22 protein-coding genes are annotated in these 26,325 nt (G+C 50.4%); 17 read left to right on the forward strand and 5 right to left on the reverse strand.

Annotated elements, in window-relative coordinates; genetic code table 11:
- The first annotated feature begins 64 nt into the window (after positions 1-64).
- The gene (locus ACPAOP_RS11070) at positions 65-1,324 is read left to right on the forward strand and encodes a YihY family inner membrane protein (protein ID WP_423682147.1); all 1,260 of its coding nucleotides are present in this window, start codon (positions 65-67) and stop codon (positions 1,322-1,324) included.
- Complete coding sequence (locus ACPAOP_RS11075) at positions 1,314-2,369, forward strand: GNAT family N-acetyltransferase (RefSeq protein ID WP_423708028.1); 1,056 nt, start codon at positions 1,314-1,316, stop codon at positions 2,367-2,369. Before ACPAOP_RS11070 ends, ACPAOP_RS11075 begins: the two co-directional genes overlap by 11 nt.
- Before the next feature lie 17 nt (positions 2,370-2,386).
- Here ACPAOP_RS11075 and ACPAOP_RS11080 read toward each other — a convergent pair whose 3' ends face one another.
- Positions 2,387-3,805 (reverse strand): undecaprenyl-phosphate glucose phosphotransferase, encoded by a 1,419-nt coding sequence (locus ACPAOP_RS11080; protein ID WP_423708029.1) that lies wholly within the window; start codon positions 3,803-3,805, stop codon positions 2,387-2,389.
- A gap of 14 nt (positions 3,806-3,819) precedes the next feature.
- Entirely contained in the window at positions 3,820-4,779 is a 960-nt protein-coding gene (locus ACPAOP_RS11085) for a glycosyltransferase (protein ID WP_423708030.1), read from the reverse strand.
- A gap of 213 nt (positions 4,780-4,992) precedes the next feature.
- Here ACPAOP_RS11085 and ACPAOP_RS11090 point away from each other — a divergent pair, with 213 nt between their 5' ends.
- The 5 genes from ACPAOP_RS11090 to ACPAOP_RS11110 are packed head-to-tail and all read left to right on the forward strand — an operon-like array spanning position 4,993 to position 10,358.
- Positions 4,993-5,946 carry an SLBB domain-containing protein gene (locus tag ACPAOP_RS11090; protein ID WP_423708031.1) on the forward strand — a complete coding sequence of 318 codons (954 nt, stop codon included), beginning with the start codon at positions 4,993-4,995 and terminating at the stop codon, positions 5,944-5,946.
- On the forward strand, positions 5,946-7,397 hold the full coding sequence (locus ACPAOP_RS11095) for a Wzz/FepE/Etk N-terminal domain-containing protein (protein ID WP_423682153.1): 1,452 nt from the start codon (positions 5,946-5,948) through the stop codon (positions 7,395-7,397). The genes ACPAOP_RS11090 and ACPAOP_RS11095 overlap by 1 nt, the downstream gene beginning before the upstream one ends.
- The gene (locus ACPAOP_RS11100; RefSeq protein WP_423682154.1) at positions 7,390-8,328 is read left to right on the forward strand and encodes a polysaccharide biosynthesis tyrosine autokinase; all 939 of its coding nucleotides are present in this window, start codon (positions 7,390-7,392) and stop codon (positions 8,326-8,328) included. The genes ACPAOP_RS11095 and ACPAOP_RS11100 overlap by 8 nt, the downstream gene beginning before the upstream one ends.
- Before the next feature lie 19 nt (positions 8,329-8,347).
- On the forward strand, positions 8,348-9,286 hold the full coding sequence (locus tag ACPAOP_RS11105; protein WP_423682155.1) for a glycosyltransferase: 939 nt from the start codon (positions 8,348-8,350) through the stop codon (positions 9,284-9,286).
- Between the two features lie 22 nt (positions 9,287-9,308).
- A complete protein-coding gene (locus ACPAOP_RS11110; RefSeq protein WP_423682156.1) occupies positions 9,309-10,358 on the forward strand; it encodes an acyltransferase family protein in 1,050 nt (349 codons plus the stop codon).
- Here ACPAOP_RS11110 and ACPAOP_RS11115 read toward each other — a convergent pair.
- Positions 10,355-11,674, reverse strand: coding sequence for an O-antigen ligase family protein (locus ACPAOP_RS11115; RefSeq protein WP_423682157.1), 1,320 nt, complete (start codon positions 11,672-11,674; stop codon positions 10,355-10,357). The genes ACPAOP_RS11110 and ACPAOP_RS11115 overlap by 4 nt on opposite strands.
- A 104-nt stretch (positions 11,675-11,778) precedes the next feature.
- On the opposite strand from ACPAOP_RS11115, the gene ACPAOP_RS11120 reads away from it, so the two are divergent.
- Entirely contained in the window at positions 11,779-14,202 is a 2,424-nt protein-coding gene (locus ACPAOP_RS11120) for a hypothetical protein (protein ID WP_423708032.1), read from the forward strand.
- Positions 14,203-14,529: 327 nt separating this feature from the next.
- Here ACPAOP_RS11120 and ACPAOP_RS11125 read toward each other — a convergent pair whose 3' ends face one another.
- A complete protein-coding gene (locus tag ACPAOP_RS11125; RefSeq protein ID WP_423708033.1) occupies positions 14,530-14,748 on the reverse strand; it encodes a DUF6500 family protein in 219 nt (72 codons plus the stop codon).
- A gap of 397 nt (positions 14,749-15,145) precedes the next feature.
- Between ACPAOP_RS11125 and aceA the strand changes: the two genes are divergently transcribed.
- Complete coding sequence (gene aceA, locus ACPAOP_RS11130) at positions 15,146-16,447, forward strand: isocitrate lyase (protein WP_423708034.1); 1,302 nt, start codon at positions 15,146-15,148, stop codon at positions 16,445-16,447.
- Positions 16,448-16,571: 124 nt separating this feature from the next.
- Here aceA and ACPAOP_RS11135 read toward each other — a convergent pair whose 3' ends face one another.
- The gene (locus ACPAOP_RS11135; protein ID WP_423708035.1) at positions 16,572-17,384 is read right to left on the reverse strand and encodes a WecB/TagA/CpsF family glycosyltransferase; all 813 of its coding nucleotides are present in this window, start codon (positions 17,382-17,384) and stop codon (positions 16,572-16,574) included.
- 121 nt (positions 17,385-17,505) lie between these two features.
- On the opposite strand from ACPAOP_RS11135, the gene ACPAOP_RS11140 reads away from it, so the two are divergent.
- The 8 genes from ACPAOP_RS11140 to purF all read left to right on the forward strand — a co-directional run bounded on the left by ACPAOP_RS11140 (position 17,506) and on the right by purF (position 26,127).
- On the forward strand, positions 17,506-18,189 hold the full coding sequence (locus ACPAOP_RS11140; protein WP_423708037.1) for a phosphoribosylanthranilate isomerase: 684 nt from the start codon (positions 17,506-17,508) through the stop codon (positions 18,187-18,189).
- Between the two features lie 150 nt (positions 18,190-18,339).
- Positions 18,340-19,608, forward strand: a complete 1,269-nt coding sequence (gene trpB, locus ACPAOP_RS11145; RefSeq protein ID WP_186897472.1) for a tryptophan synthase subunit beta — start codon at positions 18,340-18,342, stop codon at positions 19,606-19,608.
- 249 nt (positions 19,609-19,857) lie between these two features.
- Positions 19,858-20,655 (forward strand): tryptophan synthase subunit alpha, encoded by a 798-nt coding sequence (gene trpA / locus ACPAOP_RS11150; RefSeq protein ID WP_190478244.1) that lies wholly within the window; start codon positions 19,858-19,860, stop codon positions 20,653-20,655.
- 103 nt (positions 20,656-20,758) lie between these two features.
- The gene (gene accD, locus ACPAOP_RS11155; protein ID WP_423679496.1) at positions 20,759-21,631 is read left to right on the forward strand and encodes an acetyl-CoA carboxylase, carboxyltransferase subunit beta; all 873 of its coding nucleotides are present in this window, start codon (positions 20,759-20,761) and stop codon (positions 21,629-21,631) included.
- Between the two features lie 57 nt (positions 21,632-21,688).
- On the forward strand, positions 21,689-22,978 hold the full coding sequence (gene folC, locus ACPAOP_RS11160; protein ID WP_423708039.1) for a bifunctional tetrahydrofolate synthase/dihydrofolate synthase: 1,290 nt from the start codon (positions 21,689-21,691) through the stop codon (positions 22,976-22,978).
- A 65-nt stretch (positions 22,979-23,043) separates the two neighbouring features.
- Positions 23,044-24,081: an SPOR domain-containing protein gene (locus ACPAOP_RS11165; RefSeq protein WP_423708040.1), complete on the forward strand. Its 1,038-nt coding sequence runs from the start codon at positions 23,044-23,046 to the stop codon at positions 24,079-24,081.
- A 14-nt stretch (positions 24,082-24,095) separates the two neighbouring features.
- Positions 24,096-24,584 carry a CvpA family protein gene (locus tag ACPAOP_RS11170; protein WP_423679499.1) on the forward strand — a complete coding sequence of 163 codons (489 nt, stop codon included), beginning with the start codon at positions 24,096-24,098 and terminating at the stop codon, positions 24,582-24,584.
- A gap of 22 nt (positions 24,585-24,606) precedes the next feature.
- Entirely contained in the window at positions 24,607-26,127 is a 1,521-nt protein-coding gene (gene purF / locus ACPAOP_RS11175; RefSeq protein WP_423708042.1) for an amidophosphoribosyltransferase, read from the forward strand.
- Positions 26,128-26,325 lie beyond the last annotated feature (198 nt).

A 26,325-nucleotide genomic window follows, 5' to 3' on the forward strand; every position in this document is an offset into this window, starting at 1 on the left:
ATGGGGCTTTATTGTGGCGCTCTCAGTAAAATAGAGGACTTGTAATTTTTTATTTAAGAAATGTATGCATGGACCGTTGTGGAAGCATTTGCAGAATTTGTTTCAGTTTGCCCGCAAGCGATTGCGGGAAGGGCAGTTGTCACAGGTGGCAGGCAGCCTGACGTTTACTACGGTACTGGCACTGGTACCGATTCTGACTGTTGCGTTTGCCATATTCACTGCGTTCCCCCTGTTTAATACTTTCAGGACTTCGCTGGAAGCCTATTTCATTCAGAATCTGATGCCGAAAGGGATTGCCAATACTATCCTCGGCTATCTGACTCAGTTTGCAACCAAAGCGACCCGGCTTTCAGCTGTGGGTGGTATTGCCCTGATGATCACCGCGATCGCAACGATGGCGATGATAGACAAGACATTTAATCAGATATGGCAGGTCAAACGGTCTCGTCCTGTTTTTCAACGTATTCTGGTGTACTGGGCGATTATCACACTGGGCCCTTTGCTGATCGGCGCTTCAATTTCTGTGACGTCTTATTTATTCACCGCGACCAGCGGTGTTGTGAAATCGGTTCCGTTTGTCGGAGGAATTTTTTACACCTCGATTTCTATTGTGTTCACAATGGGGGCGTTCACCTTATTGTATCTGGCTGTGCCTTACCGCAAAGTCAATCTGCGCGATGCTGCCTGGGGTGGTTTGTTTGCGGCATGCGTATTTGAAATTTCCAAACGCGGTTTTGCAGCCTTCATCACCCATTTTTCTACATATACCGTAGTTTATGGCGCGCTGGCTGCCGTGCCTATTTTCCTGATCTGGATTTATCTTTCGTGGCTGGTGACTCTGATTGGTGCGGTGATTGCGGCAGCGCTGCCGATAGTGAAATACGAACGCTGGTGGCATGTGCCGACGCCCGGCAGCGCGTTTGAAGATGCGATCAAAATATTGCAGGTATTGTTTTTTGCCCGTCACAGTTCGGATAACGCGATTGTTAATGCGGCGCAGATCCGTGCGCAAACAAGGTTCGGACTGGATGAGATAGAAGGATTGTTGCAGCGTATGCTGGAAGCAGGGTGGGTGGCACAGGTATCATCACCTGCCGTCGGGCCAGCTTCAACTCTGTGGGCGCGTAACAGCGATGGCGGGGATCTGTGGACCATGGTAGCGAACCCGTCTTTATTGAAAATGGCCGACGTTTATAAGGTGTTTGTATTTGAACCTGTGCAAGGCAGCCGTTTATCCGCACTCGTGGAAGAGGTGATAGAAGTGAGTCTGCAAAAAAATCTGCAAGAATATTTTCTGACACAAGAGCAGACAAATGAAGTTTAGTCAGATCATCGCCGCAGAATTAGATACCGCTCTGCTGATGCAATGGGAGCAGTTGCAGTCGGTATCTCCGGTGTACGGCAGCCCTTATTATCATCCGCACTATTCACAGATCATCGCCGCTGCGAGGCCGGACGTGCGTGTTCTGGTCATAGAAGATGCCGGGCAGGTGACGGGTTTTTTGCCGTATCACAAAATAAATCGTTTACGAGCGGATGTCATCGGCGGCGGTCTTACCGATTATCAGGGGCCGGTCTGTTCTTTTCAGAATTCATTGCCCGTTGGCGAGCTGCTGAAAGCCATGGGTGTCGCATACATGGGCTTTAATCATATGCCGCAGGAACGCTCAGATTTTTCTGCTTATGCCTGGAGTCACAGCCGTTCATTGACACTGAATCTGGAAGGTGGTTTTGCAGCCTATGCTCAACGTCTGAATGATAAGCGTGATGCGTCTTTGTTCAAAAAAATTGAAACCAATGAGCGCAAACTTGCGAAGAAATGTGGTGCGCTGTCTTTCACTATGAATTCTGCAAGCAAGGCGGAATTTGAGGCTTTGTTGTCGGGTAAATCGGCGCAATTTATCAGAACACTCGGAGCCGGACACGATATCTTTGCGACCACCTGGATACGTGAAGTTGTACATCACATTTTTTCGCATAATGGCCCCGATTTTGGCGGGATATTGTCAAGCCTGTATGCAGGCGACAAGATGGTCGCCGCCCATTTTGGTATGCGTTGCGGCAAGGTTATGCATTATTGGTTTCCGTGGTATGACACGGATTATGCCGAGTTTTCACCGGGTCTGATTTTGCTGGCATTTTGTGCCAGAGAGGCGCAGGCGCATCAGATTGAACTGATTGATCTTGGTCGCGGAGAGCAGGCATATAAGCAGCGTTTTGCAACCGGATTTATACCTCTTTGCGAGGGGGCAGCGTCTGTGCCGGCCGTTATCAGTCAGACGCAGGGTGCGTACTTCTCGGCCCGGATGCGTCTGAAAGAATCCTCTTTGGGGAAAGTTTTCCGCACATGGAAGAATGCTAAAAAATAAGACCTTACAAAGACCACTCAATAAGCATTTTTGTCGCCAAAAACGACTTTCAGCGTACGCCAGATGATGACGATATCCAGCCAGACCGACCAGTGCTGCATATAATAAAGATCGTAATCAACGCGGGCCTGCATTTTTTCCAGCGTTTCTGTTTCTCCCCTGAGTCCGTTGACTTGTGCCCAGCCAGTGATTCCCGGTTTGATCTTATGGCGGAACATGTAGCCAGTCACTAGCTTTCTGTAGAGTTCATTGTGCTCAACGGCATGGGGCCGCGGTCCAACCAGACTCATCTCACCTTTCAGTACATTAAACAACTGCGGCAATTCATCGAGCGATGTTTTCCTGATAAAGCTGCCAAATTTAGTTACTCTGGAATCACCGACTTTGGCCTGAATGACCGGAACATCTTTCGGCGCTGCCTTCATACTGCGAAATTTATAGACGTTGATCGGTCGTCCTGCAATACCGTAGCGCACTTGTTTGAACAATACAGGGCCGGGTGAACTGAGGCGTACGCCGATGGCAATTGCCAGGAAAACGGGGGCCAGCAAAATCAGGCCGATCAGAGCGCCGGTAAAATCCAGTATCCTTTTGGGGAGCGCGGCGAGCCCGATGAATGGCGTTTCAGTGGATGCCAGAACTGGCTGACCTGCCAATTCACGCAGCTGTATGCCCGGCATGCCGAAAATTAAGGACTCCGGAACAAAATAGGTCGTCGCTGTGCTGTCATACAGAACCTCAATAATTTCCTCGAGTTCCGGGGATTCTTTGCTGCTCATCCCTATAAAAACGATGTCGACATTCATTTTTCCGGTTTCCTGATCAACGATCCAGTTCACCGCGTCTTCGATATTCCCCAGTTTTTTCAGATCAATCGGTGGACGAAACTCATTCCTGTTGTCAAAAAAACCGATCAGATCAATTGCAGCCAGAGGTGAATCTCTTAACGCCCGTACCAAAGATGAGGAAGCTGAATTTGACCAGATCAGCACCGCTTTTCTGCGACGAGCGGGATTGGAATAATAAGCTTTGGCAAGCGACCGTATCAGCATCGCAACGGTCATCAGAACAAAGGGGGTTATCACCAGCCACAAGAACATGACTTTACGGGAGAGTTGTTCTGATGCTTTGTCGATATACGCGGTCAGTAACACAACCATAAAGACGATAAACCAGCGCCAGCTCAGTTTAGGAAATAAAGGGAGCGCATCTTTGGCCTGAAGTGAGTTAAGTAACTGGTGGCTCGAAAATACGATGATGCTGGTGAAGCCGGCAATAAGGATACGGATACCAAACACATCCGGATCGGTTCCCTCTACATGATGCAGAATGGCAAACAGCGTGGCACAGACCGCGCTACCGAATGCTATCCCCGTCAGCACAGAAAGCAGATGTGCCGGTTGCGATGAGCTAGCATGCGAGTAAGAATTAAACATAAGTGCTGAATCTTTTATCTGGTTTTACTTTTGAAAAATAAATTTTTGATTTGTGCCAGTTGCCATTGATGCAGGTGTTTCCTGAATTCCGGATTGTCGTATCTGGGCGCATTCTTCAATGCTGCCTGCAGATAGCCGGCAATAATCAGCAAACCGCCGATAATAAAGGGCTTTTCGCGCATCCTGAAGACCCCGGACGCAATTGCATATAGTGGGTGGTACCCCATAAACCAGATTCCCCGGCCCCAGCGCAGACGACCACGATACACATTTTTATCTGACGACCCCATCAGCCTGTGATGCATCAGAATCGCTTCCGGATGATAAAAACTCAGCGTATTCCATCCCTTCATTCTGGCGGTGTGCACATCGATTCCGTCCCACAATACTTCTTCGACAAATCCTCCGATCTGCTCGAAAGCCGACCGCCGGTAAAGCTTGAACTGACCTGCAACATGTTCGTCGATGATGATTTCTTCGATTTTCTGACTGCCTTCTTCGCGAAAGACTTTGCCGGAAACGGCGGCTAATTTTTCATCCTTTGCAAACTGATCAAACATCAGCTCGAGGTAGCGCGGGCCGAACGACATGTCGCCATCCAATTTCGCGATGTATTCATAATCCTGGTGTTTGATCTGCGATACGCCGTACTTGAAAGCGGCAACCACGCCGCCGCCGACTTTGCGGAATCCCCGGTCTGGTCTTTGCACCAGACGGATGAAATCATATTTTTCTGCATATTCACGAACGATGTCTGGTGTTGCATCTTGTGATCCGTCATCGACGATGATCCACTCAACAGGACGTATGGTCTGACGCACCATCGAGTCCAACGTTAAACGGATTAAATCTGCTTCGTCGCGGACAGGCGCGATGATGACCAATGGTACGGTCTTGTAGCTGACTGAGCCGGCACTGGTATTTGTATCGAAAAGGGAATGCTGCGGGACTTGCTCTGTTGAGGATGGCACCATAATTTGCTTTCATTCATTTTGTGCAATATTAACGTAGCAAGTGTCGCGCTAACAATTGTTAATGGTTAATAATTGTTATGTTTGTGTTTTCAGTCGCTGCAGTTGACGAGGGATTTTAAACTAACGATATTTTGTGTCTATGACAAAAATTTGCATCTTTATTTACTCTGGCAAGATAAAATAAAACCGTTTTCTCTCTCAGTTCAGGTTTAAATGATTTTTACTTCTATTTTGAAATTCAATACAGGATTTTTCGGGCGCCTATGCGCTGGAATTCTGCTGATTTCAATATTTGCGAATGTTGTTGCGCAGGAGGCTGAGCAGGGTATCAGCGCAAGACTGAAGTTTGAAAACAAATTATCCAGTGTACCTCCGGAGAAAACGCCTGCCGCCGGAGAGGAACAGCCTGCTGCATCTGCAGTTGAATCTTCTTCAGATCTGGTCGGTGAAGGCGACCAGTTGCTGATTACCGTATTCGGGCAACCTGATCTGAGTGCTGATGTGATTGTTGGCCCGACCGGGATGATTACTTTGCCTCTGGTGGGGACGATTAGCATCAAAGGAAAAACTGCCAATGAGGTTGCCAGTATTTTTTCCGGCAAACTCGAGCAAGGGCAATATTTACTCAATCCCAAAGTATCGGTCAAAATCAATCAGCAGATCAGTCGCAGTTTTTCCGTGATTGGTGAAGTGCTGCGTCCGGGGCGTTTCCCGCTGCAAGGACAGATGAGTATCGTCGAAGCACTGAGTCTCGCGGGTGGGGTGACTCCCAGAGCGGACAAACATCTGCGGGTATTACGCCGCGCAAATCAGGGCGGACAGAATGAGTTGCGCGAATTTACTTCTCTGAAGCTGGATTTTGACGATGAGAAAAGTAATGACAGCCTCATGCAAAAAATTCTTCCGAACGATGTGCTGATTGTTGGGCAGCAAAAGAATTTCTATGTGTACGGTGAAGTCCGCCGGCCAGGTATGTATCCGATGGAAGATGATCTGAATGTCGTGCGCGTCTTGTCTATCGGTGGCGGCATTACTGATCGTGGTTCCGCTTCGCGGATCATCATTCACCGGAAATCAGAGAATGGAGAACTGAAAGAGATTCCGGCAAAAATTTCCGATCCGGTATTGCCAGGGGACGTGGTCATGATCAAAGAACGGATTTTTTAATGACTAAGACGAAAAATCCTTCGGTTGAGTTGATCCTGTCATTTACCCAGATCGGCGCGATGCTGCGTGCCAGGCGCTATTTGATTTTCATCGTGGCGGCGATCGCCGTCGTTGGTGCAGGAATTACCAGCGTTTTACTGCCCAAAACTTATGTTGCGACGGCTGATATTTTTATTGATTACCGTGTCAATGATCCTATCGGCGGCCGCCAGTTTCATCCTTTGCAGGATGAAAGTTATCTGCAAACTCAGTTTGATGTGATTAAAAGTGTGCAAGTGGCAGAGCGCGTGATTGCCCAGTTGCACCTGCAGGATTCTGACGAAAGCCGGCGCCTGATTGCCCGATACGGTGAGCAGGGCGGCTTGCGTGCGCTGGCAGAGTCAATCGCAAAAAATATCGACGTTGCCCCGCACAAGAACAGTCGCGTGATCGGGATACAGTATTCTGCCGGCACTCCTCAGCATGCAAAAGAAGTCGTGAATGCAGTGGTGAAATCCTATATTGATCTTTCATTAGAAATGATGAATGCACCGGCACGCGCGCGCAAAGATCAGTACAACGCGCAATTGGAGACTTTAAGCCGGCAGATGGATGAATTGCAAAAAAAACTGACGGCATATCAGGAAGAATTTCAGATCGTTGATGTAGATGAGCGTGCTGATCTGGAATCCCGTCAGATGGCGGCATTGAGCGCGAAACTGATGGAAACTCAGTTGCAAAAACTTGAGGCACAGGCCAAACGGCAATCTTTAGAAAAGTTGCTGAAACAGGGTAATCTGAATTCTGATATACCCGAAATTGCCGGTATCGGTCATATATCCGGCCTGAAGGCAGCTCTGATTTCTCTCGATACGCAACTGGCAAATGCGAAGACCACGCTCGGTGCAAGACATCCCCGTTACATCGCGATTCAGGATGAGCGAAAAGCGCTGATGGATAAGCTGGAAAAAGAGTCCGGCACTGCTTTGCAATCCCAGTTGGTTGTCGAGAGCAGACTGGCGCAGCAGGAAAAAGTGATGGAAGCGGAATTAGCTGCCTATCAGAAAAAAACATTTGAAAACAAAAAACACCGCGATGTCATCAGTTCTTATCAGCGTCAATTGGACAGTGTTCAGAAAGTTTATAACGCGGCGATACAGAAATTTGATGAATTGCTGATGACGAGTAACGTTGTAATCTCAAATGCGACAGTCATGCAATGGGCTGAGCTGCCGGAAAGACATGCGAAACCTTTGTTGAAAAATAATCTTATTTTTGGTCTGATCGCTGGACTGATGCTGGGTTTTAGTCTGGCGTTTTTACTGGAGCTGATGCACAGAAAAGTACGTTGCCGCGAAGATCTTGAACGTGAATTCGATGTTCCTGTGATGGCGCAGGTCGGCTTTTATGAAAAGCTGCTGGATAAAGATGAGAGTGCCGGTCGTATTGCTGAGAGGAAGACCCATGCCTGAACTGAATGAGACACCATCAGGCGCAACAAAAATCGGGCGTCTTGGAGAGTTATTTTTACAGAAAGGCTTGCTGACCGAAGCCCAGGTTGAGCAGATATCTGTCGAACAGAGAGAAAAAAAATTGCGTTTTGGTGATGCGGCACTGGCTCTGGGTTTGCTGAGTCAGGCTGAAATTGATTCCGCTCTGGGTGAGCAATTTGGTGCTGGCAGCAAGGATTTATACAACGGTAGCGCAGACAAGAAACTGCGTTTTTTTCATGCGCCTTTTTCTAAAGAATCAGAAGAAATCCGTGGATTGCGGAGCGAATTATTGCTGAAATATGGTGCGCAGGAAAAAATTAAATTTGCGCTGATCAGTCCCGGCACGGGTGAGGGTAAGACGTATATGGCTGCCAGTCTTGCGATTGCGTTGTCGCAGGTTGGTCGAAAAACCTTGCTGATTGATGCAGATTTGCGTACCGGCGATTTACACGAGCTGTTTTCGCTGGGAATCCGTGATGGTCTGTCGTCGGTCCTGGTCGGCCGGCTACCACTCAATGATGCCCTGATTCCGTTGATGCCGAATTTACACATTCTGCCCGCCGGTCCTCGGGCGCCGAATCCTCTGGAAATCTTGCGGGTTCCGAGACTGCGTGATTTGCTGGAATCATGCCACGACCAGTTTGACGCGTTTGTATTTGATACTTGTGCGGCTTCTGAAAGTTCGGATGCCCAGATGGTTGCTCATCAGATTGGCGATGCTTTGCTCGTTGCGCAGAAGGACGTCACCGAATTAAGCGATTTGCGTCAGACCAGAAGCGATATGCAGGCGGCGGGTGTGAATGTGATAGGGACGATATACAACCAGTATTCACCCCGGGCGGGCGCTGGTCTGCGGGTCAGCATCTTGTCTGCCCTGCGCCGGCTGCCATTCTTCCGGCGTACGGCTTAAATTACGGACGATACACCAGATGATCGATGTCAGCGTCTGTATTTGTACTTTTCGTCGCCCTCAGTTATTGCGCCGCTTATTATTTGCTGTTTTTTCGCAGAACATCCCGGATTGCCGGATTGAGGTCGTCGTTGTCGATAATGACCCGCAACAGTCAGCAGCAAGTGCATTGGCGGAATTTAAAGCAGAGCATCACGATCAGTTGATCGTGCTGAATTTAAGTCAGCCGAATATTTCCCTCGCAAGAAATGCAGCCATCCGCGCTTCTCGTGGCGAATGGATATGCATGATCGATGATGACGAGCTTCCCCGGCGTGACTGGTTATTGAATTTGTTCAGCGCGCAAAAAAAATACGCAGCAGACGTCGTGTTTGCACCGGTGTTGCCCGAATATCAGGACGGTGTGCCTGAATGGATCAAAAAAGGTGGCTACTTTGACCGGCGTCGTTTAGCGACTGGAACCGTGATCGATCATCGTGATGCCCGTAGCGGCAATGTGCTTGTTCGTCGCTCGGTACTTACGCAGATAACTCAGACACAAGGCGGTACGGAGGGGCCGTTTGATCCGGCGTTTGGCCGCACTGGTGGCGAGGATTCCATGTTATTCCGTCGTCTTGATGCGTCCGGTAGCCGCATGGTCTGGTGTGACGATGCACCGGCGCTTGAATTTGTGCCTGTGGATCGTGCCAGGGCAAGATGGTTGTTGCAAAGATCGTTTCGCACCGGGCAATTGTTTATGCGGACAGAGTTGGCAATGTGCCCGCCGTCGGCACGTTCAGGGCGTGCGCTCTGGTTGTCTTTCCGTGCGCTTGTGCAGATGACTATCGCGTCAGTTTTAGTGATTGCACTGATGCTGTTCGTTCCTCCGAAAGCGTTTCATTGGGCGCGGGTCGCAGCTTCTCAATTAGGTAAGCTCAGCCATTTCCGTGGCAAGGTATCAGAGGCTTACGGTGGTTAAAAAATAAAGTAGCGGGTTTCTTATGAGTGCTTCGTATCAACAGCGGCTTCTGGCATTAGATGGCCTGCGTGCCGTATCAATCTTGCTGGTGCTGGTGTCACATGCCTGGCTGGGGCACATCGTTCCCGGCGGTTTAGGCGTCACGATTTTTTTCTTTATCAGCGGCTTTATCATTACCCGCCTGATGATTGCCGAGTGGGATAAGACGGGTACGATCAGCATTAAGAAGTTTTATATACGGCGCTTTTTCCGCCTGATGCCAGCATTGATCGTATTTGTTGTTCTCTCACTCATCACGATGCAGTTAGCTCATGTTGACTGGACGTGGACAGAGCTGAGTTCGGTATTTTTTTATTTTGCGAACTATTTTGGTATCTTTATTGGCTTCAGTGGCGAAGTGTTGCCGCCGCCTTTGTCGATTACCTGGTCACTGGCGGTCGAAGAACATTTCTACATGATCTTCCCGGTATTTTTTCTTGCGGTAATTGCCGTACCCAAGCGCTTTTATCGTGTCGCAATTTCTCTGCTGATCGGCGTGCTGCTCTGGCGCATCTATCTGGTCTATGGCGTCGGGCTCGACAATTTGCCGCATTACCGTATTTACAAAGCGACCGATACCCGCGCAGATTCGATCGTGTACGGCACCTGTTTTGCGTTTTTACTCGCACGGACAGAGTGGGCCTTAGAATTTTTCAGTCAAAAGAAAGTGATCATCGCTGGTGCTGCGTTAATGCTGTTGTCGCTGTTGTTTCGTGACGAAAATTTCCGCGAAAGTTTTCGTTACTCGATACAGGGTGTCGCTTTAATGTGCCTGTTTCCGGCATTGGTTTTGAATACCTCCTTGGCTAGTCGCATCCTGAGTACGCCGGTATTTGTGTATATCGGGCGCGTCAGTTATTCGCTTTACCTGTATCACTGGCTGGTTTTTGGCATCATCACCATGTGGCTGCCTGATCTCAGTTTTGCGGTGAAATTTCCAATGATGATCGTGCTCTCGTTCATTCTTGCAGACTTGTCGTGTCGTTGGGTGGAAACTCCGTTTCTGCGCTTGGGGCGCCGGTTTACACATTAAGAAACAGTAGCCTGATTTGATGCTGATTCCGTTTCTGCATCAGGATGCTCTTCATTCTGATTCAGCCTGCGTGTGGACGATGTGACCGCGACCAGTGCAAAGATAAAAAATACATTCTGAAAACCGAATCCGCGGAACAGACTGCTTTCCGTAAAATTCGTCACCACCACAACCAGCAACATCGCGCTCCAGAATGCGGCTTGTGTTCTGTCTTTATGTGATAGCAGAACCAGCATTCTGATCTGCACCAGTAAAGTTAATATACAGAGCGTCAGTCCTGTCAGCCCTTGTTCATTTAAGATATCGAGATAGCCGTTGTGCGATTGCAGGGGAATCCAGTTCAGCGCGTCAATCACGAATTGCGAGAGACTGTCCGGCCCTAACCAGAAAGCGCCGTAACCCAGCCCAAGCACCCAGTGCCGCTCAATTTCCAGCCAGACCAAGTCCCAGATATCAGTGCGCCCGGTCAGATCCGAGCCTTTGCCGAAAATACTTGCGATCGGCGCAGAGATTTCCGGCCAGGTCGGAAAGCGCGATTCCTGCATATAAAAAATATAGACCGCAACCAGACACACGCAAAGCAGACTCAGCAGCACGCGGGTGATCGAGTAATCAGAACTCAAGCGGCGTTTTCTGAGTAAATGAAAAATAGCGCTGGTCGATAAAGTAATGATCATGCTGGTTGAACTCTTACTCATCACCAGCATAAAAAAACTGAACAGAATCACGAATAACAGCAGCTTGAAATCGACCTTTTCCAGACATGCTTTTACTTGCCACAACAAGATAGACATCGCGGCAACCTGGCCTAATTCATTTTTTTGTGAGAGTGCGCCACGCCACGCGCCCCCCAGTTCATAATCAATACCTATGCTGGGCACGGCCACCGCCATCACCAGTGAGAGTGCCAGCATGCTCATCAACGTATAAATTAAACAATTCACAATCAGATACAAAGGGCGTGGTGCAAGCTGTATGCTGAGACCGATCAGAACGATGCCGTAAAGTTGTATTGCCCGTTTGAATGTGACAGCAGGTAAGGGCGACCAGATACTCGACAGCACGCACCAGATCAGTACCAGCACCAGAAAAGGATTCAAAGCACGCAGGTCTTTCAACACCTCCGGCAGATGTTTTGATATGACGAACAAGGCAACCAGAAACAGACTGCCCCATTCTAATTTTGTCGTCAGCGAGCCTTCCATCGTCAAGGAAGATGTGCCAACATAATCCCAGGAAATACCGTAAGGCAGCAAAGAAAAGACCGCAAATAAGACCACCATTGCTCTGATGAGCAGGATTTCATAGTCTTGCATGGGCTTAAATTGTTCTGAAACCGGCGGAATTGTCATTGACTCATATCTTTGTCATTTGTTTGTGCGATATTCTAATGTCTTGCTCTGTTGTCGCGATTTATTTCATGAACTATTTTCTGCATTTGGCCAAACACGCCTGGCGCTCACTGACTTTTCAGTTAACATTGGCGCTTGCCGTATTTTCTATTCAGGCAAGTCCTGTCTTTGCCGCAGATGCAGAGTGGTTTCCGTTCAGCGTGAATGAAGATCAGCTCTCCACAGTGACGGATTTCAGCGCAATGAATAATCCGCTGACGCACAGTGATCGTTTGTTTGTGAAACAGGCGCACTTTTATCGCATCGGTGCCGACAATAAAATCAATACCGCAGATGATCAGCGCATACGCTTGTTCGGTATCAGCCTCAGCGGTGCCGCGAATTTTCCACCGGAAGAAGATGCCCCGAAAATCGCACGACGTTTGCGGCGTCTGGGTTTTAACGCAGTCAGATTACACCATCTCGATTCTGTGCTGAGCGATAGCGACGTACAGCCGCAGGGCATATTAAACAGCGGTGCGTTTCCCAGCTTTAATCCGGTTGCTTTGCAGCGCTTGCATACCCTGATCGAAGCGCTCAGGCAAGAAGGTATTTACGTTAATCTGAATCTGCATGTCGGCTATACCTTTCGTTATGCAGTTGACCGCCTGACGCCGATGTTGCCAGGTGAAACCATGCCGTACGCGAGCCACCCGCTGCATATATTCGAGCCGCGCATGATTGCACTGCAAGTTGAGTACGCGCAGCAGTTAATCCGGCGTTTACAGCTCAATGATGACCCTGCGCTGGCCATGATAGAAATTAATAACGAATCCTCGCTGGCAGGCGCGTGGCAACGCAAAGAACTCGATGGACTCTCCGGTGAATACGAACGTTTGTTGCAGCAGCAATGGCAGCACTGGATTACGCGCCAGCATGGCAGTCTGAAAAAAGCATGTGAACTCTGGCGCAGTTGCGGTCTTACCAAACAAGGTGCCTTACTCGTCAAAAGTGATGAGGCGCGTGTTCTGGCGCGTGGCGAAGGCTGGTTTGCGCAGTTCAAATATTTTTTGCAGCGTGTTGCCAGCAAATTAGGCTGGTCTTCGTCTGCGTTCTTTCAGCAAGAGTATGAAATTCATGAGCAGGGCGCCGGTCGTCGCGTTCTGGATTTCACCCGCTTTCTGGTCGAGATGGACAAGCAATATCTGGCGACGATGCGCAAAGCAATACGCGCAGAAGTAGGCCCGAATCTGCCGCTGACCGGTACGCAAGTGTACTTTGGCGGCTTGCTCAATACTGATGCTCAGCAAGAGATGGATTACGTCGACGAGCATTTTTATGTTGATCATTACGATTTTCCGCATCAGGCCTGGGACAGAAATGACTGGCGCATCCGCGATCATTCTGCCTTGCGTGAAGGCTGGGAGCCCTTGTTGAAAAGGGCGTTTTATCGCGATGCCAGAAAACCATTTGTGGTCAGCGAATTTAATCAGGCGTATCCGAATCGCCAAAGCGCAGAAATTATTCCCGTCATGACCGCGATCGCCAGTGCGCAGGATTGGGACGGATTATTTTTCTTTCACTACGCCGACGGCAATAGCTGGCAAGCCTTACCGGATAGTTTTGGCCTCAGCGGGCAGAGCGGGCAACTTGCCACGGTGGGCATGTCGGCCGCCATGTTCCGTTATTTTCAGATTCCCGTTTTGCGCGAACAGTTGCGCATACCCATCAGCGCAGAACAGCGGCAATTGTTTGGCGCGCTGGGCGATGGCGTTTCATCGGCGGCATACACCGATTATTTGAAAAGCAAGCGCAACATCGATATCAAAGACGCTTTTTCCAAACACATTACGGTCAGCGACGCGCCGGATAACAACGAACAAATATCGCAGTCGAAAGAAGAAATGCAAGCATCGTCAACGGATAATTCAGCCATCTGGTCTGCCGCCGGTGGTGCTTTGCAGTTTCACATTGACGGCCCGAATATGCGCGTCACGACGCCATACAGCGGGCTGTTTGCCGGGTTTGGCACACCAACGGATAAGCCGGTTGCAGAGCAATGGATGTCGCCCGTTTTTGCTAAAAACACGCGGCGGTTTGGTGTGATGCTGGCGATGAGCAGAGACGGCAAGCCTTTAAGCTCTTCGCGACGTGTATTGCTGAGCCTGAGCGGCGCAACGATGGGTAGCCAGCCCGATGAAATACCCACCCGACCAAAAAAACTGGTGCCGTATGCCGGTGATCATCAATGGTGGACGCTGGAGCCGGACAGCCGCAATGCAGGCAAACCATCTGGCCCACGCGACGCCATCGGCCCAGTCTGGCAGGAACGGGTTGCAGCAACGATCTTCTATCCGACCAAGGCACATAAAATCCAGATTTACCCACTCGACGGCCAGGGCCAGCGCCTGAGCGCGATTGCGGCAAATGACATCAGTCGTGTCGCTGGTGGTTTCCAGATCGCGCTGAATAAACCGACGGTGTGGTATGAGGTGTTGATTGAGGGAAGGTGAGGTTGATCCTCGTTGTTTAACTTATTTGTATCGAGTGGCGCTAATGCCTAATGTGGTCGCAACTTGATTCCAGCGAGCTTTAATCTCTCATAGGTGTCGCCATCTTCGAATGTCCAGCCAGACGGCATTTTAGATTTGAGGTCTTTCTCATCCTTACGGTCAAGGATTTTTTATAAAAAAGGGGAGTATGTGCCAAAAAACATTATTCTCAGCGTATTCATTGGGCGTTTAAAAATACTCCCCCCAGTATATTTTGGCCGTTAACAGGCAAAAAAACGATGAAGCCAGCACCATTGCCAAACTGAGCGGCTTTTCAGGCAGGTGTACTCAGAGCGTTGCCTCAACCATGCGCCTGATCTTTGCTGCTTTTTCAAAGTGATCCAGTTTGTTTTCCAGTATCCACCACCTTGCGGCTTCCATGAGCAGTTCAGGATCATCGTTTTTGTTGGCAAAGAATGCATAAAAGGACAGGCCAACGCTGTCGCCTTTAGTCTCGATCTTTTCATCACAGACTTTGATGATCTTTCTTTTCAGTGTGTCTCTCATGTGCTCAATATTCCTGCGTGTGTTTGGCTGGTCGGGATAACCGTGAAGAGATCGACGTTAACATGCTTGTGTGAAATTGACACGCAGCCCGCACTGATACAAAAGGTTGGCATGCATGACTTGCTGTTATTTCATTGACTGCACGATCTTCCGCCCTAAAAAATACCGTGATATGAAATCAGCTTGCCGCATTATGAGAAATCCTGTTTCGGCGCATCAATCTGCTTTCTCATTTTGAGAAAAACACTTCCGCATCGCGAAATAAAAAATGTAGGGCCTTGATTTAAAAAGGTTAAATATCTGTTTTCTGTCTTATATAAGACATTGTTGCTGCGCAAAAAAACTCCTATGATTTATATCAATAGAAATCGAATTTCATTGATCAGCAGGGGATAGTATGAGTACGCGGGAACAGCAAATTGCTGCTTTACAGGCAGACTGGGATGCCAATCCACGTTGGCAAGGTATCAAACGCAATTACACGGCAGCGGATGTGGTGCGGCTGCGCGGGTCAGTGCAGGTGGAGCACACGCTGGCGAAAAACGGTGCGCTCAAATTGTGGGATCTGCTGCACCGCGAGCCGTTTATTCACGCACTCGGGGCGATGACGGGCAATCAGGCGATGCAGCAAGTAAAGGCGGGTCTGAAAGCGATTTATCTGTCTGGCTGGCAAGTCGCGGGTGATGCGAATGTTGCAGGCGAGATGTATCCCGATCAATCGCTGTATCCGGCCAATTCTGTGCCGCTGGTGGTGAAACGCATCAATAACACGCTGACGCGTGCCGACCAGATTCAATGGGCGGAAGGCAAAGACGAGATTGATTATTTTGCGCCGATTGTTGCCGATGCAGAAGCCGGTTTTGGTGGCGTGCTGAATGCGTTTGAATTGATGAAGGCGATGATCGATGCCGGTGCGGCGGGCGTGCATTTTGAAGATCAGCTGGCGTCGGTAAAAAAATGCGGCCACATGGGCGGCAAAGTTCTGGTGCCGACCCGCGAAGCAATTGAAAAACTGAATGCGGCGCGTCTGGCGGCGGATGTGATGGGCGTGCCGACCCTGATACTGGCGCGCACCGATGCGGAAGCTGCCGATTTACTGACATCGGATATCGACCCGAATGACCAGGTTTTTTGCACCGGTGAGCGCACGGTCGAGGGCTTCTATAAATCCCGGCCCGGATTACAACAGGCGATTTCCCGTGGTCTGGCATATGCTGAATATGCCGATCTGATCTGGTGTGAAACCGGCAAACCCGATCTGGCTTTTGCACGGGCGTTTGCCGAGGCGATACACGCGAAATTCCCCGGCAAATTACTGGCGTATAACTGCTCGCCTTCGTTTAACTGGAAGAAAAATCTGGATGACATCACGATCGCCAAGTTTCAAAAAGAACTGGGCGCGATGGGTTATAAATTTCAGTTCATCACGCTGGCCGGATTCCATGCGCTGAATTACGGCATGTTCCATCTGGCGCATGGTTATGCGCGCCGTCACATGTCTGCCTTCGTTGAATTGCAGGAGCAGGAATTTGCTGCCGCCGCCAGAGGTTTTACTGCGGTGAAACACCAGCGCGAAGTGGGAACCGGTTATTTTGATGCAGTGACGCAGGCGATACAACAAGGCCAGTCGTCAACCACCGCTTTGCATGGCTCGACTGAAAATGAGCAATTTTCGGAAGAGCTGAAACAGATTGCGTGATTGAAAAAGGGTGTCAATGAATAAGGGCATCAATTGACGGCCTACAAACGGTGGCATCGTCGCAAGCAAAAAAAAGACCGCGCTGCTCATGATGCGCGGTCTTTTTTATTTTTGCGATGCTTGTTCAGGACTGGCGTCGCAGCGCTTGCTGTGCGCGGCGTTCGCGTAACAGGATGCCGATATATTTTGAGCCTTGCGTTGTGTAACGCTGCCACAAGCGGCGCGGTTCGCTGGCGAGACGCCAGAACCATTCCATGCCGATTTTTTGCATCCAAAGTGGCGCACGTTTTTTCTGGCCGAGCGCAAACTCCATCGCCGCACCGACGCACAGCAACAGCGGGGCGTTACGGCTGGTTTGCTCGCGGCGATAGCGGAAGGCGAAGTATTCCTGTTTCGGCATACCGAGGCAGATGAATACGATATTCGGTTGCGCCTGCTGTATCAGGTCAATCGCGGTATCAGCTTCGCTACCATCCGGTGTGAATTGCATTGACGGACAGAAGATTGAGACTTGTAATCCCGGGTAGGTTTGCGCGAATGCCCGCAGTAGCATGTCTTCCTGATCCGGCATGCCGCCGACGACAAAGATGGACATGTTTTTTTCAACGCAGCCCTTGCATAAAGAGACAAATAAGTCAGCACCGGTGACGCGTTCTGGCAGTGGGTTTGCAGACATTTTGCTGGCCCAGACGACAGGCATACCATCGGCAAAAATGTAATCAGAGGTTGAATACACCTGTTTGAATTCAGGCTGACTGTCGAGCCGTACTACGTGATCAACATTCGGTGTGACCACCACTCGCGCAGGATGCTGGCGATCGGCGGCAACATCTAACAAATGCTGATTTGCCTCTGCAAAAGACATATTGTGGATGTTGAGCCCGAACAGGCGTGTGCAGGAATTGCCGATGTGGGATTGCGATGCGGAGTTTGTCATAGTGCTGAGCCTGAAAAGATGGTCTGATTATCTCAGAACTCTGGTGTTTTGCCGCGTTATCGCGGGTGAAAAACATGAGCGAAAGGGTAAAATAAGTTTTCCTCCATTTTGCGGGCAGATGATGCAACACAGAACCAGAATTAAAATTTGCGGGCTGACTAATCTTGCGGACGTGAACACCGTCGTTGCCAGCGGTGCTGATGCTCTGGGATTTGTGTTTTACCCACCCAGCCCGCGTTATGTCGGGCCGGATGTAGCAGCGACGTTGTTGCAGGCGTTGCCGCCGTTTGTGGTGTCGGTAGGTTTATTTGTGAATGTGACTGAACAGGATTTGCAGGACACGATAAAAAAAGTGCCGCTGCAGCTGTTGCAATTTCATGGAGATGAAACGCCGCAGCAGTGCGCTGCGCTGGCGGCCAGTGTGCAGCGGCCGTTTATCAAAGCTTTTCGCGTCAGACCTGACACGAGCGCAGATGATTTGTTAGAATGTGAGCGTTCATATCGTGACGCAAGTCCTTTATTTAACGGTTTGCTGCTGGATACTTTCGTCGAAAGTTACGGTGGTAGTGGAAAGGTTTTTGATTGGTCTCTCATCCCAAAAGAGCTCGCGCCTCGGGTCGTTTTAAGTGGTGGCTTGAGCGTTCAAAATGTGACTGGCGCAGTTAGTCAGGTGCGTCCGTTCGCAGTCGATATCAGCAGTGGTGTCGAGTTATCGAAAGGGCGCAAGGATGAAGTCAAAGTACAGGCGTTTATCGCTGCGGTGCGTAGCGCTGATAGCGCTGATATCGAGACTCAGCGAAACTGATCAGTAATCTGCTGACAGCTATGCTGCACATATTGATGTTGCGCGTATCGCTGAAAAAACTACCATGAAGTCCGGTGCTGGTTCTGACTCTGACGTGATGAATCACGAGGAATGCATGACCGGGCTCAGCAAAAGAAATAAAGGAATGACATGAAAAACATCGTACCGGGCAGTGCCCATTCTGAATATCCTGATGTCGCCCGTCAGGCGATTTACCAATCTTCCGGTTACCATTTACCCGATCAGCGCGGTCATTTCGGCCCGTATGGCGGCACTTTCGTTTCTGAAACGCTGACGCATGCCTTGAATGAGCTCAAGGATGCATACGCGAAGTTTCACAATGATCCGGATTTCATTGAAGAATTTCGCAAAGAGCTGAAATATTTTGTCGGTCGTCCATCGCCTGTGTATCACGCTAAACGCTGGTCTGATCTGATGGGCGGCGCGCAGATCTATTTCAAACGTGAAGATCTGAATCATACCGGCGCGCACAAAATCAATAACGTGATTGGTCAGGCCTTGCTTGCCAAACGCATGGGAAAACCGCGCGTGATTGCGGAAACCGGCGCTGGTCAACATGGCGTGGCGACTGCCACGATCTGCGCCCGCTTTGGCCTCGAATGTGTCGTGTATATGGGCTCGGAAGATGTGAAGCGGCAGGCGCAGAATGTGTATCGCATGAAATTGCTGGGGGCGACGGTGGTGCCGGTGGAATCCGGTTCCAAAACCCTGAAAGACGCGCTGAATGAGGCGATGCGCGACTGGGTTGCGAATGTCGATAACACGTTTTACATCATCGGCACGGTGGCTGGCCCGCATCCTTATCCTATGATGGTGCGCGATTTCCAGTCGGTGATCGGTGAGGAATGCCTGTGGCAAATGCCTGAGCAAACCGGTCGTCAGCCTGATTATGTGGTGGCATGCGTCGGCGGTGGCTCGAATGCGATGGGTATTTTTTATCCTTACATCGATCAGAAAGATACAAAGCTGATCGGCGTGGAAGCGGCAGGTGAGGGCGTTGACACCGGCAAGCATTCCGCCTCGCTGACCGCCGGTTCGCCTGGCGTTTTGCATGGTAACCGCACCTATCTGCTGCAGGATGAGAATGGTCAGGTCATTGAAACCCATTCTGTTTCCGCCGGGCTGGATTATCCCGGCGTTGGTCCTGAGCATGCCTGGTTAAAAGACAGTGGCCGTGCTGAGTATGTGACGATTACGGATGACGAAGCATTAAAAGCCTTTCACGATTGCTGCCGCATCGAAGGCATCATTCCGGCGCTGGAATCGAGCCATGCGCTCGCGTATGGCGCGAAACTGGCGGCGACGTTGCCAAAAGATAAGATCGTGCTGGTAAATTTGTCGGGACGCGGCGATAAAGACATGCATACCGTGGCTGAACGTGCCGGGCTGAAGTTTTAATGCAGTCTTTGTCAGTAGCGTATAACCGGGCGTAAAAAAGGCAGTAAATGAGGTAAACGACAGATACTCCCCCATAAATTTTGATTTTCTCGCTTGAAGTCAGCATAAGTAAAGGGCTTCAGGATATACCCCGGGGAGTATCTGGATGCCTGTTTTGAGTGCCCGGATTGCACTATCTTTTGTCCGGGCGGCATTGCTGGTCAGTGATGTTTTGACGTGATGCCGCCGTACATTTTCTTATTTCATACTATGTCAAAAATTCAAGCTACTCTCGCCGCGCTCGCGGCGCAGCAAAAAAAAGGTCTGATTCCGTTTATTACTGCCGGTGATCCGGCGCCTGCTATGACCGTGCCGCTGATGCATGCGCTGGTCGAAGGTGGTGCCGACATCATCGAGCTGGGTGTGCCGTTTTCTGATCCTATGGCCGATGGTCCGGTGATTCAGCGTGCTTCTGAGCGGGCGCTGCAATTTGGAATTGGCTTGCGTGATGTATTACAATTCGTCCGCGAATTTCGCCTGAGCAATCAGACAACCCCGGTGGTGCTGATGGGATATGCCAATCCTATCGAACGTATGGGGCAGGATGCTTTCATTGCGCAGGCTGCCGAGGCCGGTGTCGATGGCGTGCTGGTGGTGGATTATCCGCCCGAAGAATGTGAAGACTTTGCCGCCAGAATGCAACAACAAGGCATGGATACGATTTTCCTGCTGGCACCGACGTCGACCGATGAACGCATCGCGCTGGTCGGTAAAATTGCCAGTGGCTATGTGTATTATGTGTCCCTCAAAGGGGTGACCGGTTCCGGCAATCTGGATTTGGATGCCGTGGCAGAGATGATTCCGCGCATCAAGAAACACGTCAAAGTACCGGTGGGCGTTGGTTTTGGTATCCGTGACGGAGCGACCGCCAGAGCGATTGCCTCGGTATCGGATGCCGTGGTGATCGGTTCGCGTATCATTCAGGAATTAGAGAATACGCCGCATGAAAACGGTGTTGCCGCAGTAAAAAGTTTTATTTCTGGTGTCAGACAGGCCTTGGACGAGTAAAATACGCGCCGAACGTACCTGAAAGTACACCATGGTTCCTGTATCAGAATGAACCAGATGCCGGTTTGCAGCGATTGCAGACTGGCTGTTACGAGGAGAAAACATGAGTTGGTTAGAAAAATTGTTACCACCGCGCATACAGCGCTCGGAATCTGCACACCGCAAATCGATTCCCGAAGGCCTGTGGGTGAAATGCCCTTCCTGCGAGGCAGTGCTGTACAGATCAGATCTGGAAGCCAATGTTCATGTCTGTCCTAAATGTAGCCATCACATGCGTATCGGCGCACGGGAGCGTCTTGACTCTCTGCTTGATGCCGGCGGTCGTTATGAAATCGGTCAGGAAGTCCTGCCTGTCGATACCCTGAAATTTAAAGACAGTAAGAAATACCCGGATCGCCTGAAGGATGCGCTTGAAACTACCGGCGAAACCGATGCGATGGTCGTCATGGGTGGTTCTATCATGTCGATTCCGGTTGTTACTGCCTGCTTTGAGTTCGAGTTCATGGGCGGTTCTATGGGCTCCGTCGTCGGCGAGCGCTTCGTGCGCGGTGCGCAGGCAGCGCTGGAGCAAAAAGTGCCATTTATCTGTGTGACGGCGACCGGTGGTGCGCGTATGCAGGAAGGTCTGTTGTCACTGATGCAGATGGCAAAAACAACTTCGATGCTGACAAAATTATCTGAAAAGCGTCTGCCTTTCATTTCTGTGCTGACTGACCCGACCATGGGCGGCGTTTCCGCTTCGTTCGCCTTCCTGGGTGACGTCGTGATCGCTGAGCCTAAAGCACTGATCGGTTTTGCCGGTCCGCGTGTGATTGAGAATACCGTTCGTGAAAAATTGCCGGAAGGCTTTCAGCGTGCGGAATTCCTGCTGCAAAAAGGCGCGATTGATATGATTGTTGACCGCCGTAAAATGCGTGAAGAAATCGCCCGTTTGCTGGCATTGCTGCAAAATCAGCCAGCCGATGCAGTTGCTTAATTAATCTGAATTTTCTCTGTAAGCCCGACATCATGTTGTTCGGGCTTTTTTTATCTTATGTCCAATTTGCCTGCAAGTCTGCCTGAATGGCTGGCTTTACTCGAAACACGCCACTCTAAAGAAATCGATATGGGGCTGGAGCGTGTTGCCTCTGTTAAAAATCGTCTGGGTCTGCAGTTTTCCTGCCCAGTCATTATGGTCGGCGGTACGAACGGTAAAGGCTCTACTTGCGCGATGCTGGAAGCGGTGTATCTGCAGGCAGGTTACCGCGTTGGCTTGTATAGCAAACCACATTTTCTGGATTTCAACGAGCGCGCCCGCATCAATGGTGAAAACGTCGATGACGCGAGCCTGATCAAGGCTTTCACCGCCGTTGAAAACGCCCGCGAATCGACCTCGCTGACCTATTTTGAATTTACCACGCTGGCGATTTGCTATTTACTTGCCGAAGCGCCGCTGGATGTCGTGATACTGGAAGTCGGTCTGGGTGGTCGCCTGGATGCGGTGAATGTGATTGATGCGGATGTGGCGATTGTTACCAGCGTTGATATTGATCACACCGATTATCTGGGCGATACGCGGGAAAAAATCGGCTTTGAAAAAGCGGGCATTTTCCGCTCCGGTAAAACTGCTATTTGCAGCGATCCGGTGCCGCCGCAATCGCTGGTCGATCATGCGAATGCAATCGGCGCGGATTTATGGCTGTTCGGTCGTGACTTTAATTACGCTGGCGATAAGCAGCAATGGAATTTCGGTGGCCGCGCCCAGCGTCGTAATTCGCTTGGTTATCCCAGCTTGCGCGGCGCGAATCAGTTGCTGAACGCTTCCGGTGTGCTTGCTGCAGTTGAATCGCTGCGTCATGTATTGCCCGTCGGGGCGCAGGAAGTCCGTACCGGACTGGTGATGGTGGAATTACCCGGTCGTTTTCAGGTGATGCCAGGGCGGCCTGCTGTGGTGCTGGACGTCGCGCATAATCCGCATGCAGCGGCAACACTGTCGCAGAATCTCGATAACATGGGCTTTCACGCCTACACCTATGCCGTGTTCGGCTCCATGCTGGATAAGGATATCAACGGTGTAATTGCGCAGTTAAAGGATAAAGTCGATCACTGGTATGTGACCGGCTTGCCTTTGCCGCGCGCTGCGACTGCTGCACAGCTGAAGCAAAAATTGCTGGATGCCGGTGTGTTAAGTGACCCGGAAAAAACCATCGTTGCGTTTGACTCGCCGGAAGCTGCCTATGCAGAAGCCATCAGCAAGGCGGGTGAAAATGATAGAATAGTAGTCTTCGGTTCTTTCCTGACGGTCGCCGGTGCAATGCGCGCCAGAAGGACTGCACTGCATTGATGTGATTTTGTCGGTTTGCCCGGCTTTTCCGGGCAGACAACGCTAACTAACCAGATTATTTGCACATGGGTTTGCTCTCGCGCTTTAAACAGAAGCAAGAAACTTCCGATAGTCAGGACAGCGGTGCATTCCGTTCCCGTTCTGAGGAAGACAGTATTCAGTCCCGGGCTCGTAGCAAAAAGACGGAAAGTGCCCGTAAAAATAAGATCAACGATCCTATTTTGCCGGAGAAAAAACGTGCGCGCCGTCGTCTGATCGGTGCGATGGCACTGGCGCTGGCCGCCATTATTGGTCTGCCAATGATACTGGATTCTGAACCCAAACCTTTGGCGGATGACGTCAATATCCGCATCCCTGCAAAAGACAAGGTGTCTGAGCTCGCATCAAATCAGGTTTCCGAACCAGCTGCACCGCGCAAATCCGCAGTCATCGATAGCGATCCCGTTGAAGAAATCATCGAGCCTGTCAGCAGCGTTAAAAATAAAGCGACTACTGATGTGATCGGTAAAGCTGCGCCAGCGAAAACCGATGTAGCGACAGTGACAGCGGATGCCGGCAAGTCAGTCAATGCTGAGCAAAGGCCTGAGCGCAAAGTTGAAACAAAAGCTGAAGTGAAGCCCGAGACGAAATCAGAAACCAAGCCGGAATCTAAGTCTGAAGCCAAACCCGTAGCGAAACCGGCAGACAAAACGGCAGACAAAACCGAGCATAAAACAGAGTCTAAGTCTGAACGTAAAGCCGATACCAAACCGGAACCAAAAACTGAAACCAAACTCGTGAAAACGAACGGCAACGATGACGATGCTGCGCGTGCATTAGCGATACTTGAAGGTAAGGCACCGCCAAAAGTAGCGAAACCTGAAGCCGCCGATAAATCTTCTTTTGTCGTGCAGATCGCGGTTTTGTCCACGCAGGAAAAAGTCGATGAGCTGCAAGCCAAGCTCAAGAGCGGCGGTATTAAATCTTACACGCAAAAAGTAGCGACAGCCTCTGGTGATAAAACCCGTATCCGTGTCGGTCCGTTTGAATCCAAAGAAGAAGCAGAAAAAATGCGCGTCAAACTGACGAAATTAGGTTTAAGTGGTTCGCTGGTACCGAACTGAACGGGGCGCGGATCTTGACTCTGTTTGACTACGTCGTACTGGTGATACTGATTTCCTCGATAGTGATCAGCACGATGCGCGGATTGATCAAAGAGATTCTGTCACTGGTCAGCTGGGTTGTCGCTTTCGTGGTTGCGAATGCCTACAGTGAAACTTTGGCTGAGTGGTTACCCGCCGTGTTTCCGGGGCAGATTATCAGGCTGATTGTGGCTTTTCTGCTGTTGTTCATCGGTGTGCGTCTGTTGATGGCGCTGGTGATGATGGCGGTGGACGCGGTCATTAAAGCTAGCGGCTTATCGCTGGCGGACCGTGGACTCGGTGGTTTATTTGGTCTGGCACGCGGCTGCGTGCTGGTGTTGGCGGCGGTGCTGGTGTGTGGCATGACGAGTATGCCGCAGCAGGCTTTCTGGAAAAACGCCTTGTTCAGCCCGTTGGCAGAAACAGCGGCGCGTACGGTGATCCCGTTTCTGCCAGCGTCGGTGTCAGATCATGTCCGGTTTTAATTTGTCTTTTTAGGAGTCCACCATGTGTGGCATCGTCGGTGTAGTTTCAAATAGTCCTGTCAATCAGCTCATTTATGACGCCTTGCTGTTACTCCAGCATCGTGGTCAGGATGCGGCTGGTATTGCTACCAATCACGGCAATAAATTTGCTATGCACAAAGCGAACGGCTTAGTGCGTGACGTTTTCCGTACCCGTAATATGCGTTCCTTGCCGGGGAATGTCGGTATCGGTCAGGTGCGTTATCCGACTGCTGGCTCGACCAGTGAAGAAGAGGCGCAGCCGTTTTATGTCAACGCGCCGTTTGGTATCGTGCTGGCTCACAATGGTAATCTGACGAATGCGGTTGAACTGAAAATCGAATTATTCAAAAATGACCGCCGTCATCTGAATACCGATTCCGATTCAGAAGTGTTACTGAACATTCTCGCGCATCAGATTCAGGAAGTGACCAGCGGTTATTCGCTCGACCCTGAAGGTTTGTTCCGCGCAGTGTCCATGCTGCATCGCCGGGTACGCGGTTCGTATGCTGTCGTGGCACAGATTTCCGGCTACGGCTTGCTGGCTTTCCGCGACCCGCACGGCATCCGTCCTTTATGTCTGGGTATTTCTGAAAATGCCGGTGGCACCGAATACATGATCGCCAGCGAATCCGTGGCGCTCGAAGGTCTGGGCTTTAAGTTTGTCCGCGATGTCGAGCCTGGCGAAGCCTTGTTCATCGACCTCGATGGCAAGCTGTATCAGCAGCAATGTGCAGAGAATCCCAGCCTCAATCCTTGCGCGTTCGAATACGTGTATCTGGCGCGTCCGGACTCGATCATTGATGGCGCGTCGGTGTATCTGACCCGTCTGAAAATGGGCGAATATCTGGCTGAAAAAGTCCGCCGCCAGTTTAACCTCGGTGATATCGATGTCGTGATGCCGATTCCGGATTCTTCACGCCCTTCTGCAATGGAACTGGCGGAAAAACTGAATCTCGATTATCGCGAAGGCTTCATCAAAAATCGTTACATCGGTCGTACTTTTATGATGCCTGGTCAAGCAGTACGCCGCAAATCTGTACGCCAGAAACTCAATGCGATCAGCTCTGAATTCAAAGGCAAGAGTGTGTTGCTGGTGGATGATTCCATCGTGCGCGGTACCACCAGCCGTGAGATCGTGCAGATGGCGCGTGAATCCGGTGCGAAGCGCGTGATTTTTGCCTCCGCTGCGCCACCGGTGCAATTCCCCAACGTCTATGGTATCGATATGCCAACCCGCAGCGAACTGATCGCCTTTGGTCGTTCCGAAGAAGAAGTCTGCCGCGAAATTACGGCGGATGCGCTGGTGTATCAGGATGTGGATGCGATGAAACGTTCTATTTCCGACGTCAATCCTCTGCTGAAAAACATCGAAGCATCTTGCTTTGACGGTTTTTACATCACGGGCGACGTGACACCGGCTTATCTCGATAAGCTGGAAGCTGCGCGTAACAGCCCGCGGCCGGACACGGAAGATTTGCTGCGTTCACAGCTCAATCTGAATCTGGCGGCGCGCGCAGACTGACCATCTGTTTTCATCGTTGCGCCGTTTCAAATAAGCCCGCCCGGATGTTTCCGGCGGGCTTTTTTTATCGGATTTATCTGCTTTTCAGGGGAGTATGCGACAAAAATGCCTTTATCTCCTTATAAATAAAGGGCGTGTAAATATACTGGGGGGGAGTATTTTTTACCTGATATCGTAAAAATACATGACTGTATGCCC

Origin of the sequence: Undibacterium sp. WLX3042 (assembly GCF_049544825.1) — a bacterium.
Taxonomy (GTDB): Bacteria; Pseudomonadota; Gammaproteobacteria; order Burkholderiales; family Burkholderiaceae_D; genus Undibacterium.